Source organism: Mangrovibacterium sp., from assembly GCF_059905295.1.
On record NZ_JBZQJF010000250.1, the window covers coordinates 1 to 13093 of the forward strand.

The 13093-nt window shown below is 42.5% G+C and carries 11 protein-coding genes; 3 read left to right on the forward strand and 8 right to left on the reverse strand.

Annotation, left to right across the window (positions count from 1 at the left end; all coding sequences use genetic code 11):
- Nucleotides 1–36 precede the first annotated feature (36 nt).
- Entirely contained in the window at nt 37–708 is a 672-nt protein-coding gene (locus AC37HE_RS12935) for a hypothetical protein (RefSeq protein WP_500783265.1), read from the reverse strand.
- Nucleotides 709–1236: 528 nt separating this feature from the next.
- On the opposite strand from AC37HE_RS12935, the gene AC37HE_RS12940 reads away from it, so the two are divergent.
- On the forward strand, nt 1237–1926 hold the full coding sequence (locus tag AC37HE_RS12940) for a hypothetical protein (protein ID WP_500783266.1): 690 nt from the start codon (nt 1237–1239) through the stop codon (nt 1924–1926).
- Between the two features lie 53 nt (nt 1927–1979).
- Here AC37HE_RS12940 and AC37HE_RS12945 read toward each other — a convergent pair whose 3' ends face one another.
- The 3 genes from AC37HE_RS12945 to guaA form a co-directional block, all read right to left on the reverse strand.
- Entirely contained in the window at nt 1980–2633 is a 654-nt protein-coding gene (locus AC37HE_RS12945) for an ATP-binding cassette domain-containing protein (protein WP_500783267.1), read from the reverse strand.
- A complete protein-coding gene (locus AC37HE_RS12950; protein WP_500783268.1) occupies nt 2611–2931 on the reverse strand; it encodes a hypothetical protein in 321 nt (106 codons plus the stop codon). The genes AC37HE_RS12945 and AC37HE_RS12950 overlap by 23 nt, the downstream gene beginning before the upstream one ends.
- Before the next feature lie 814 nt (nt 2932–3745).
- Entirely contained in the window at nt 3746–5275 is a 1530-nt protein-coding gene (guaA, locus tag AC37HE_RS12955) for a glutamine-hydrolyzing GMP synthase (protein WP_500783269.1), read from the reverse strand.
- A 260-nt stretch (nt 5276–5535) separates the two neighbouring features.
- On the opposite strand from guaA, the gene AC37HE_RS12960 reads away from it, so the two are divergent.
- Nucleotides 5536–7566: a M13 family metallopeptidase gene (locus AC37HE_RS12960; protein WP_500783270.1), complete on the forward strand. Its 2031-nt coding sequence runs from the start codon at nt 5536–5538 to the stop codon at nt 7564–7566.
- 74 nt (nt 7567–7640) lie between these two features.
- On the opposite strand, the gene AC37HE_RS12965 is transcribed toward AC37HE_RS12960, so the two are convergent.
- The 4 genes from AC37HE_RS12965 to rfbA form a co-directional block, all read right to left on the reverse strand.
- A complete protein-coding gene (locus AC37HE_RS12965; RefSeq protein WP_500783271.1) occupies nt 7641–9386 on the reverse strand; it encodes a phospho-sugar mutase in 1746 nt (581 codons plus the stop codon).
- A 75-nt stretch (nt 9387–9461) separates the two neighbouring features.
- Entirely contained in the window at nt 9462–10334 is an 873-nt protein-coding gene (gene rfbD, locus AC37HE_RS12970; protein WP_500783272.1) for a dTDP-4-dehydrorhamnose reductase, read from the reverse strand.
- A gap of 120 nt (nt 10335–10454) precedes the next feature.
- Nucleotides 10455–11003: a dTDP-4-dehydrorhamnose 3,5-epimerase gene (gene rfbC, locus AC37HE_RS12975; RefSeq protein WP_500783273.1), complete on the reverse strand. Its 549-nt coding sequence runs from the start codon at nt 11001–11003 to the stop codon at nt 10455–10457.
- 18 nt (nt 11004–11021) lie between these two features.
- Nucleotides 11022–11903 (reverse strand): glucose-1-phosphate thymidylyltransferase RfbA, encoded by an 882-nt coding sequence (gene rfbA, locus AC37HE_RS12980; protein ID WP_500783274.1) that lies wholly within the window; start codon nt 11901–11903, stop codon nt 11022–11024.
- 242 nt (nt 11904–12145) lie between these two features.
- Here rfbA and AC37HE_RS12985 point away from each other — a divergent pair.
- On the forward strand, nt 12146–13093 hold a 948-nt coding region (locus tag AC37HE_RS12985; protein ID WP_500783275.1), incomplete at its 3' end, for a 30S ribosomal protein S1.

Below are 13093 nucleotides of genomic sequence, written 5' to 3' on the forward strand. Positions count from 1 at the left end.
AAAATTACAGGAAAGTAACGTCATTTGTCTTCAGCCTTAAAAAGTCTCGTTTTCCAAAGCTGCTGTTTTATACGTATTTATTGGAGATACATCATTGGGGGTTATTTTCCGGCTAAAAAACTGACCATTTTTCCGGGAATAATAGATCACTGAGTCGCACCAATATCCTTCATCGCAATCTCCTTGAAAATTGATAAAAACCAAGCCCGAATCAGAATCGATATGCAAATGAATGACATTGGGTTCGTTACTTGCAGACGAGCACTGGTAGTAATTGTACTGCTGCCTAAAAACGGTAATGGAGAACGGACGATTATAGGTGTTTTGGTTCGTTCGGGTGCTGAAATATTTAACCGGCTGCTCCCACTTAAAAGCAATAAAATAAGGAATATCGCTACTGTTCAACGGCTCTATACCGGATAAACTAACATCCGCCAGAATCTCGGCTTTTCGCTGTTCGAAGTCCACTACGGCATGCCACGCGGGGTCAATTGCGAGCGAATCGTCATCGACACAGTAGGTATACAAAGCAATTGCGCAACCCTCTTCCGACCAATTGGTGCGGGTAAGAACAACTGAATTGGTCGTTCGATCGAAACCGATAAAGTCAATCACTTGGGGGCCATTAGTTCCGGCCTGAACAAACTGTACCAACATAAAGCACAGCCCAACCAAGCAGAGCAAAGCAGGTTTTGGTCTCCTTTTCATACGAATCAATTTTCTAGGTTGGGAAGCAATATCCGGAACATTGGCGAGGGTCTTCGGCCGGTGTTAGCTTCATCTGCCGACGCATTGGTGCCGCCATTTAAACTGCCAAAACAATTTGACCTATCTTATTAAACGTGAACAACAAACAATACAACCAACAGTACCAAAAGCTTACGCACACATCGTACAAGAGTTCGTTTTTTTTCCTTTAATAAAAGATCAATTTTACATGAAGTCGCCTGAAACCTGGCAAGTCCAAAATAAACCTTACACCAAAAGACAACAGCCCACTCCATCTAAATTTTCGTTCAAATAACTAAAATCAAAAATTTTAACATATCCTTACGTTCCTTATCCTGCAAGCGATCCAAGGATCTTAGGCCATCAAATTTCAGAAGGACAAAAATCATCCGCCCCCTCCAACTGAAACCTTTCTCTAACAGTGCTGTAAAAACAAGAACTCATTCCAATCACTGTATTGAAATGATTCAATGCCATGAAAAGTTGCTAATTCATAAACCATGTTTTATGCTAGCAGAGTTCAGAAATAATACATGCCCCGTATTGAACAGATACCTGATTCTAGTAGTTGTGCTATGCTTTTTCATGGCTGGTTCAGCCAAAGCCCAGATCGATACGGACGATTACAACAAAGCTATCATCTTAATCTACCAGGCAGATACCCTCATTAAAAATCAGGCTTATACGGAGGCTATCGATAACCTGGAACTAGCCATTGAATTGGATTCCGTTATCCGCGAGCAATACATCCTGTTGACCCAAGCCTGTTTTTACGGGAAAGACCTGAATACAGCCCAAAAATACCTGGAAAAGGCAAAACTCATCTTTGAGGAGGATGATGAACTGTGTTACTATCTTGGGAAAGTATATGAACGGGAGATGAACCTGCAACTGGCGATCAATGAATTCGAAACAGCCATCAAGTGGAGTAAAAAGAACGGCACCGATTACCCCATTGTGTACGACTATTATGCCAGCCGGGGAAGTTGCTATTTACAACTTGGTGAATACCAGAAAGCACTGGACGATCTGGACAGCGCATTTACATTCAACGACACAAAACCCATCATCCTGATGCGAAGAGGTGTTGCACTCTATCATCTCAATAAAAAGGACGAAGCCTGCAATAGCTGGGCAAAAGCACTCGAAATGGGGATGCAGCAAGCCGAGATTTACTTGAATGAGAATTGTAAATAGCAAAGAAAAACTTTCAACTCCTCCTTGATATACTGGTTATTCGGGAATTACCTCTAATTAATATACCCCAAGCGTCTGAGGTCATCTGCCTCTCTTGTCAGATAGGTTTTTCCATTCGTAATAACGTACACATCATCACAAACGGATGTAACATGTTTGTAGAGATGATCAGTCACAATAATTCCCTTGTTTCGGCTCTCGTCGCGAATTATTCTTTTGAGTGTTTCGACATGCAAAGGCATCACCTGAGAAAATGGCTCATCGAGCAAACAGAACTTAGTTTTGGATGCGAGAATCAGGTATACCTCTACAATACGTTTCTCCCCTCCGGACAACTTGCGGAACGTCTTTCTGTAGTACTTTTGAAACTCTGGGAAATAGTGGACAAAACGATTAAAATCCAGTTCAAAATTTCGGAACAGGCGCCTCAGGCGAATTCCCTTAGGTACAAAACTGAATTGAGGCAAATAACGAAAATCGTTGGGATCCCGATAGTTCCGATACAAGCTACTCCCGTCCAATCGAACAGACTTATTAACTAACGGCAACTCGCCGTAAGTAATCTTCAGCAAACATGTTTTACCGGCACCGTTTCGTCCCAATAAGCCAATCACTTTCCCCGTTTCACATCGGAAGAAAACATCCTGCAAAACCCGCTTATTCCCGAATTCAAGTAGAATACTGTCAACTTCCAGCTGGTGTTCCATAAAGTTTTCCGATTAAAATCAATACTGTTATAAACAGCAAAAAGTCAAACAACAACGAGGGAATCCACAATTGCAACCGGGATACTCCCAGGTTTTTATAGTAGAAAAATTGGTGCCGCTTATAACTGTTATAGAAGTAGACCATCAATGCCAAAGTCGCAATCTTGAACCAAAACAAAACTGTAATTGTCGATAGGCCGTTCGTATAAACAATGAGAGCACAAGCCACTGTTACAAGTAAACTTGGAAAGGCAAATGAGCGGTAAAAGTCGAATATTAAACGGATCTTTTTAGCCATTGACTTGTCATCAATTTGAGGTTTCAACTTTCAAGATACGAAAAGTCAACTCACCATAAATCAACGCAATTGATATTTTAAATAATATTGATCTATTTTAACTTTTGTATTTCAGGTACTAATTTTGCAGAGCTCTGCGATCCTGTTTTATTTAGCGTATACTTGTTTCTTCCACAACATACATCTTCCGTAGGCAATGGGATAAGCATATGGATTACAATATTTTACAATCCTTCCCTTCTAACCAATATATTTGATTTGGGTTCCAATGGGAGTAGGCCTTTGTCACAAGAATCTACCGTGACAGGATTGCCCAGAGGCATAATGGGACAGGAAATAAACGTTCTGGGACGTCCCAGAACTCCTTCCGCCTTTCCCAGTAAGCCTCTGGGACGTCCCAGTTTCATCTCCGCCTTTCCCAGAAGCCTGCTGGGACATCCCAGCTTCATCTCCGCCTTTCCCAGCAAGACTCTGGGACATCCCAGTATCGTCTCCGCCTTTCCCAGCAGGCCGCTGGGACGTCCCAGCATCGTCTCCGCCTCTCCCAGCAAGGGCCGATTGAGTAACGAGTAACGAGTAACAAGAAACAAGCAGCAGCCCCTGGCTTCCACAAGGGTACTTATGTACCGCAACTTGAAACTCGAAACTCGAAACTTGGAACTTGAAACTTGGAACTTGGAACTCGAAACTCAAAACTCCACCGTTACAAGGATGGCCAGGGTAGGTCACCCCAATAGAAGGGAACCTGAAAAAGCTATCAGAAACAAAAAAGGGAACCTTTCGGCCCCCTTTTAATATATCGGTTATTCGAGAATTATTCCCATTCGATTGTGGCAGGCGGTTTCGAGCTGATATCGTAAACTACGCGGTTGATACCACGCACTTTGTTGATGATCTCATTCGACATTTTTGCCAGGAACTCGTAAGGCAGGTGCACCCAGTCGGCAGTCATACCATCGGTAGACATCACTGCACGCAGGGCTACTACGTTTTCGTAAGTACGCTCATCGCCCATTACACCAACCGACTGTACCGGCAACAACATCACACCAGCTTGCCATACGTCGTCGTAAAGGCCCCACTCTTTCAATCCATTGATGAAGATGTAGTCAGCTTCTTGCAGAATACGAACTTTCTCAGGTGTAATATCACTCAGGATACGAATACCCAAGCCTGGTCCCGGGAACGGGTGACGGCCCAGCAATTCATCTTTAATGCCCAAAGCTTTACCTACGCGGCGAACTTCGTCTTTAAACAACAGGTTCAAAGGTTCGACCACTTTCAGGTTCATCTTCTCAGGCAAACCACCTACATTGTGGTGAGATTTAATGGTTGCCGATGGTCCGTTTACCGATACCGACTCAATCACGTCGGGGTAAATGGTACCTTGTCCCAACCATTTTACATCTTGTATTTTGTGTGCTTCTTCGTCAAATACTTCGATAAAGTCGCGACCAATAATTTTCCGTTTTTGCTCGGGATCAGTCACCCCGGCCAAATCGTTCCAGAAACGCTGCTTGGAATCAACGCCAATCACGTTCAAGCCCATTCCTTTGTAGGATTCCAGTACTGCTTCGAACTCATTCTTACGCAACAAACCATTATCAACGAAGATACAAGTCAGGTTTTCACCAATTGCTTTATTCAGCAACACACCGGCAACTGTTGAGTCAACACCTCCTGAAAGACCAAGGACAACTTTGTCGCCACCAATCTTCTCTTTCAGTTGAGCCACGGTAGTTTCAATGAATGAAGCCGGTGTCCAGTTTTGTTTGCAACCGCAAATACCTACAGCGAAGTTTTTCAACAACTGAGTTCCTTCTGTGGTGTGGTAAACTTCAGGGTGAAACTGAATTGCCCAGGTATCTTCACCACCAATTTTATAAGCAGCGTTTTTCACATCACTGGTCGATGCAATTACCTTGTAGTTTTCAGGCAAGCGTTCAATGGTATCACCATGCGACATCCACACCTGCGTATTCAATGTCAGATGCTTGAACAATTCGTTTTCCTGATCGATGTACCCCAGGTTGGCACGACCATACTCACGTGAATCAGAAGGCAACACTTCGCCTCCATAATAATGCGCCAGGTATTGCGCACCGTAGCAAACCCCCAATAAAGGCATCTTTCCTTTGATAGCTGAAAGATCAGGGATTGGTGCATTTTCGTCACGAACAGACGAAGGGCTTCCACTTAGGATTACACCTTTCACTGTTTCGTCGATTGCCGGAAAATGGTTAAACGGGTGAATTTCACAATAGATATTCAGCTCGCGCACACGTCGACCGATCAATTGCGTGTACTGAGAACCAAAATCAAGAATAAGAATTTTCTCTTGCATGAATCTGATTTTTATTGAAAGCGCAAAGATAGAAAAATAGTCTACAGATAAGAAGATTAAAATTTGATCTGCTTTCAAATTACTTGCAAAAATACAAACGAACAGCTGAGCCAGCAAGCGACCAGAAGCATAGTTTCCTGCTTATACCTTCAATACTGAACCACATTTTTTGTTCGAAATGAAAAAAATCAGTAGTCAAACTGTAATTATTTTCAGCTTTTGCATACCCAATGTAAAAACAATTATTTCTGATCGAAAACATGAATTATTTCAAAACATTAGGACTTAGCCTGATGGCAATGGCCGCTGTATCATGCAGCCACGGCCCACAAAAAGTTGCCAGCAAAGGACTTGACATTGCCGATATGGATACAACGGTATCTCCGGGAGCCGATTTTGACGAATATGCCAACGGAGGCTGGAAAAAACGCAATCCCCTCCCCGATGAAAAAAGCCGTTACGGTGCTTTTGACGTTTTGGGTGATGAATCTGAAAAACAAGTCAAGGACCTTTTTTCAGAAATCGCATCCGGCACCTTTGCGGATGGTACCATTGAGCAAAAAATTGCCGATTTCTACAGTAGTGGTATGGATACAACTTCCATTGAGGCTGCCGGCTTAACACCACTAAAGCCTTACATGGAACAAATTGATGCTTTGCAATCGAAAGCAGATGTACAAAAACTACTGGCCAAATGGCAAGCTTATGGTTTAAATCCGCTATTCGGCATTTATGCTGATGCCGACCAAAAAAACTCGGCCATGAAAGTGGCTTATCTGTATCAAAGTGGGTTGGGAATGCCAAACCGGGATTATTACTTAAATGATGATGATCGTTCGGTCGAAATTCAAAAGAAATACCGGGCTTACATTACCGGATTACTCGAAATTTTAGGACAGGATTCAGTAAGTGCGCAGAAGGATGCTGAAACCATTTACGCGATGGAAAAAGAAATTGCCGTGTTCTCCATGAGCATGCTCGATCAGCGCGATCCGTATAAGGTCTACAATAAAATGGACTTGGAGAAGCTGACCGCAATGGCTCCGGAATACAATTGGAAAGCGTATTTCGATGCAATCAACCTGAGCAGCCCGGGCGACTTCATCGTTTGCCAGCCGGATTTTATGAAAGCTATGGCTAAAATGGTCGAAGCCAAACCTCTTGCCGACTGGAAACAATACCTGAAATATCACACCATCTCCAATTTTGCCAGTGAGTTGCCGAAAGAAGTTTCAGATTTGAGTTTCGAATTCTACGGAAAAACGCTGAGTGGAAGTCTGGTGCAACGTCCTCGCTGGAAGCGGGTGCAGGGAACAACAAACAGTGCTTTAGGTGAAGCTGTAGGACAACTGTATGTGAAAGAATACTTCCCTCCTGAAGCCAAAGAGCGCATGTTGAAATTAGTTGAAAACCTGCGCAAAGCATTGGGAGAACGTATCGGAAACCTAACATGGATGAGCGATACAACCAAAGAAAAAGCCATTGAAAAGCTGAATGCAATTACCGTAAAGGTTGGTTATCCGGATAAATGGAAAGACTACACGGCTTTAAAAATCACACCGGACTCCTACTTCCAAAATGTGCTGAACTCAAGTAAATTCTACTTCGACGACATGATCAGCAAAGTCAACAAACCGGTTGACAAAACGGAATGGGGCATGACTCCGCAAACGGTCAATGCTTACTACAATCCTTCGGCTAACGAGATTGTATTCCCGGCAGCAATTCTGCAACCACCATTCTTCTATAAAAATGCCGACGATGCCGTAAACTACGGAGCAATTGGTGTCGTAATTGGTCACGAAATGTCACATGGCTTCGACGATCAAGGTCGCCAATACGACAAAGTGGGTAACCTGAACGACTGGTGGCAAGCCGACGATGCCAAACGTTTCACGGAAAAAGCCGACCGCCTGGCTGATCAATACAGTCAATTCACCGTTCTGGATACCGTGAAAGCCGATGGCAAACTGACTCTGGGCGAAAACATTGCCGACCTGGGTGGATTAAACATTTCCTACACAGCGCTGCATATGGCACTTAAAGGCAACGAACCAAAAATCGATGGCTTCACACCCGACCAACGGTTTTTCTTGTCCTACGGTCATATTTGGGCACAAAATATTCGCGATGCAGAAAAACTTCGCCTGACAAAAGTTGATGTACACTCACTGGGTCGTTACCGCGTGCTGGGGCCGCTTCGTAACATGCCTGAGTTCTACTCTGCTTTTGATGTTAAGAAAGGCGATTATATGTTTTTACCGGAAGACCAACGTGTTGTAATCTGGTAATCACAAAAGGGGGTTAAAAGAAAAAGGCGAGCTTCAATGGAGGCTCGCCTTTATTATTTGTGTGTGGGTCTGAATTATAAATCCAACTCAGCCATAATAGCTTCGATTTTTGCTTCTGCAGCTTTTTCAACTGCATCGTAATCTGCACGCTCTTTCAGGTCTACAGCTACTTCAAAGTAGAACTTGATTTTAGGTTCAGTTCCCGACGGACGAACAGAGATCTTGGTTCCGTCTTCAGTAAAGAATTGCAATACATCAGCAGTAATTTTCTGATTGATTTTCTTCACGTCACCAGTCAACACGTTCTTCTCGCTCAGGTCACCATAATCTTTAACAATTTTCAGCTTGCTTCCACCCAGCTCTTTTGGTGGGGTTGCACGGAAGTTCACCATCATTTGTTTGATTTCGTCAGCACCTGTTTTACCCTTACGAACGATGTATTTCATTTTCTCTTTCGAAAAACCATATTCCAGGTAGATATCCTGAATCAATTCATATAATGATTTACCCTGATCTTTCGCCCAGGCAGCAATCTCGCACATCAACGCACAAGCCGAAACAGCATCTTTATCGCGCACAAAGTCAGCAGGCATGAAACCGAAACTTTCTTCACCACCACCGATGTATTTCTTCACGCCTTCATTTTCGCGGATTACTTCAGCGATATATTTAAAGCCGGTGTAAACATCGAAAAACTCAATTCCGTTCTTCGCGGCAATTTCTGCAATCTTTTCAGTCGTTACAATGGTTTTTATAACAAACTCGTTGCCTTTTAGCGCATTGCTTTCCTTCATCCGGGTGATGATGTAATAAATGAACAACAAAGCTGTTTGGTTACCATTGATAATGATGTATTCACCTTTGTCATTTTTCACCACAACACCTAAACGGTCTGCATCCGGGTCTGAAGCCAATACAACATCAGCATCAACTTCGTAAGCTTTTTTAATGGCCATTTCCATCGCAGCAGGTTCTTCCGGGTTTGGAGAAACCACTGTTGGAAAGTCACCGCTCACAACATCCTGCTCCGGAACGTGAATAACATCGTTGAAGCCGAATCCTTTAATAGCTGCAGGGATCAACTTCACACCTGTTCCATGAATCGGGGTATATACAATTTTCAGGTCTTTGTGCTTAGCTACAATTTCGGGAGCCAATGAAACACTTTTCACTTTTTCAAGGAATTTGTTATCCATATCATCACCCAAAATCTCAATCAGTGCTTCGTTTTTATCGAAGTTGATATCTTCAGCTTTCACCTGTTGTACTTCGCCAATGATATTTTTATCGTGCGGGCCTACAATTTGTGAACCGTCAGTCCAGTAAGCTTTGTAACCGTTGTATTCTTTCGGGTTGTGCGAAGCTGTTAGAATAATACCACTTTGGCAACCTAACTCGCGAATCGCAAACGAAAGTTCCGGAGTTGGACGCAAGTCCTCGAACAAGTACACCTTAATTCCGTTAGCCGAGAAAATGTCTGCACTTTTTTCAGCAAACAAGCGGCTGTTATTCCGACAGTCGTGACCAATAGCCACTTTGATTTCCTGACCGGCAAACTCCTTTTTCAGGTAGTTACTTAATCCTTGAGTTGCTGCACCAACGGTGTAAATATTCATACGGTTGGAACCGGCACCCATGATACCGCGAAGGCCACCTGTTCCGAATTCAAGATCTTTGTAAAATGAATCGATCAGTTCCGTTTTATCCTCTTGATCCAACATGCGTTGAACCTCTGCTCTTGTTTCCGCGTCGTAAACTTCGCTTAACCAGCTTTTGGCTTTGGCTACGACTCCGTTTAAAACATCATTGTTTGTTGTCATATTATCCTATTTAGTTTTGATTATATTATAAGTACTAAAAGAAAGAATCCAAAAACTCAGCTTTCCGATTCTGTTCTATTCTTTTTTTATTTGATCAATACAGATTTTAAGGCTATCCCGCCAATAAGGAATTGAAATTCCGTAATTGCGCTTAATTTTTTTCTTGCAGAGCACACTGTATGCAGGTCGCTTTGCCGGCGTAGGATACTCTTCAGTAGCAATCGGGTGAACATTGCAATCAATGCCATACACCTCGTGAATAGCTTTGGCAAAATCGTACCAGCTGCACACACCTTCATTGGAGTAATGATAAATGCCCGCTTTCCATGTTGAAGCTTCTTCCCCGGCTTTGCTCACAATCATCAGGATGGCTGCAGCCAGGTCCCCCGCAAACGTCGGCGTTCCAACCTGATCAACCACAACCTTTAACTCATCGCGTTCAATGCCCAGCTTAATCATCGTTTTCACGAAATTTTTGCCATAGCTGGAATACAACCACGACGTCCGCATAATAATGGCTTTGGGATTTTCCTTGACCAGGGCAATCTCACCATTCAACTTGGTTTTGCCATAAACCGAATCGGGATCAACCAAATCTGCTTCCTCATAAGGTGTACAAGCAGTCCCGTCGAACACATAGTCGGTTGACACGTGAATGACTTTTGCTCCGATTTGCGAAGCAATTTTGCCTAAAAATGCAGGTACTCTCGTGTTGAGTAATGTTGCCAGGTCAATATCGGTTTCAGCAACATCGACAGCCGTATAAGCTGCACAATTCACAATAAATGAAGGTTGTTGATGCTCGCAGTATGCGCGAACTGAATCAAAATCGGTTAAATCCAATTCATTTACATCCGTAAACAAAAATTCAATACCGGGAAATTGATCCGATCTGGCTTTTATTTCAGATCCTAATTGTCCGTTTGCACCGGTAATTAATACTTTCATGCAAAAAGATTTAAAAGATGAGGGGATCTCAAGCGACCCCGAACTTCAAAAATATGTGTAATTTATAAGCTACCTTCAAAAAATGAAAAAATCCAACATTTATTTAATAAACAAAGAAGATTAAATGCCGGCACTCACCTCGCGAAAAGAACCATGTTTCAGATCCTTTTCCGACAACAAAGCGTTTTTAGCATCTAATTTCCAGTCAATATTTAAATCCGGATCATTATATATAACGCCTCCCTCGGCCTGCTGGTTATAAAAATTATCGCATTTATATGTTAGAACTGCAGTTTCGCTCAAAACGGAAAAACCATGAGCAAAACCTCTGGGAATAAAGAATTGTTTTTTATTCAAAGCACTTAACTCAACGCCAAACCATTGCCCGAAAGTCGGTGAATTCTTCCGTAAATCAACTGCGACATCCCAAACCGCACCTTCTGTAACGCGAACCAATTTTCCTTGTGCCGAATCGCCGGTCTGATAATGCAACCCGCGAATTACGCCCTTTGTCGATCTCGACTCATTATCCTGAACAAAGTCGGCGTCTATTCCCACTTCTTTATATTTTAAAGCATGAAAACTTTCAAAAAAGTATCCCCGCTCATCTTCAAAAATGCGAGGAGTAATAACTACTAATCCTTCGATAGGTGTTTGTTCAACCTGCATATTAATCAATCCTAATTCTTAGAATGAAGAAATCTCGTTGTTTGCTAAGCGAATTAAATATTCGCCATACTTATTCTTTTTCAACGGTTCAGCCAATTCAAGTAATTGTTTTGCTGTGATATATCCTTTCTTAAAAGCAATTTCTTCGATACATGAAACTTTAAGTCCTTGTCGTTGCTCGATGGTTGCAATAAAATTGGACGCCTGCAATAAGCTTTCGTGTGTGCCGGTGTCAAGCCAGGCAAAACCACGGCCCAAAAGCTGAACTTTCAACCTATTTTCAACTAAAAACAAACGATTCAAGTCCGTAATCTCCAGTTCTCCACGCTTCGACGGTTTGAGCGATTTAGCCTTTGCAATAACATCATTCGAGTAAAAGTACAAGCCGGTAACCGCATAGTTCGATTTCGGTTCTTCCGGCTTTTCCTCAATTCCTAACACATTCCCGGCAGCATCAAACTCAACTACCCCATAGCGCTCCGGATCGGTCACGTAATAACCAAACACCACAGCACCATCTTCATTGGCAGCCGCCTGGCTCAATAACGAACTGAAGTTATAACCATAGAAAATATTGTCCCCCAAAATCATGGCCACGGAATCGTCACCAATAAAATCTTCACCAATAATAAAAGCCTGAGCTAATCCATCGGGCGAAGGCTGTATTTTATAGTGCAGTTGAAGCCCGAGCTGAGAACCGTCGCCCAACAAACGCTCAAAATTCGGTAAATCTTCCGGGGTCGAAATAATCAGTATTTCGCGAATACCAGCCAACATCAGCACCGACAGCGGATAATAAATCATGGGCTTATCGTAAACCGGAATGATTTGTTTCGAGATCGTCTGTGTTATCGGATACAAGCGGGTCCCGGAGCCTCCTGCTAAAATAATTCCTTTCATTCAGTTTTAGGTTTAGTACTAAATTCTGTTTAATTCTACGACGTTATACAAATCTAAGCTCTTTTCCTTTGACAAAGCATCTTTTCCCGATAAAATCCGTTCCAAAGAAAACATTCTGTGATAAATCCGTAAAATCTTGCAAAAAAGCGCGCAAAATCTTTGTAATCAGTCTGAATAATCATACTTTTGCCGCGCATTAGAAAAAATATAATGTCTAACTTATTAAGTAATTGAAATTTAAAATGGTAGAAAACAAAGAGAACCTTGAGATCAAGGAAGAAGTTGCAGAGGTAGCGACAGCTGCTGTGAGCAACGAAGACTTTGATTGGGCTGCACTGGAGTCGGAAGACGAAGGTTTTGCCGGTCAACGTGGTGCTAATGACTTTGAAAAAATGTACGACAACACACTGAACACAGTTCAGGAAAAAGAAGTGTTGGAAGGTACTGTAATCTCGATGAACAAACGCGAAGTTGTTGTTGACATCGGTTACAAATCAGACGGTATCGTATCATTGAACGAATTCCGTTACAACCCTGACCTGAAAGTAGGCGATTCTGTAGAAGTATACATTGAAAGCCTGGAAGACAAAAAAGGTCAAATGATTTTATCGCACAAAAAAGCTCGTGCAATGCGTTCTTGGGATCGTGTTAACGCTGCTTTGGATAACGACGAAATCATTAAAGGTTACATCAAATGCCGCACTAAAGGTGGTATGATCGTTGACGTATTCGGAATTGAAGCATTCTTGCCAGGTTCGCAAATTGACGTGAAACCAATCCGCGACTACGACATGTACGTTGGTAAAACAATGGAATTCAAAGTGGTTAAAATCAACCAGGAATTCCGTAACGTAGTTGTATCACATAAAGCATTGATCGAAGCTGAACTTGAACAACAGAAAAAAGAGATCATCTCTAAACTGGAAAAAGGTCAAGTTCTTGAAGGAACCGTTAAAAACATCACTTCTTACGGTGTATTCATCGACTTGGGTGGCGTTGACGGCTTGATCCACATCACTGACTTAAGCTGGGGTCGTATCACTCACCCGAACGAAATCGTTGAGTTGGATCAGAAATTGAACGTTGTTATCCTTGACTTCGATGATGACAAAAAACGTATCGCTCTTGGTCTGAAACAATTGACTCCTCACCCATGGGATAACCTGGATGCTGAACTGAAAGTTGGTGAC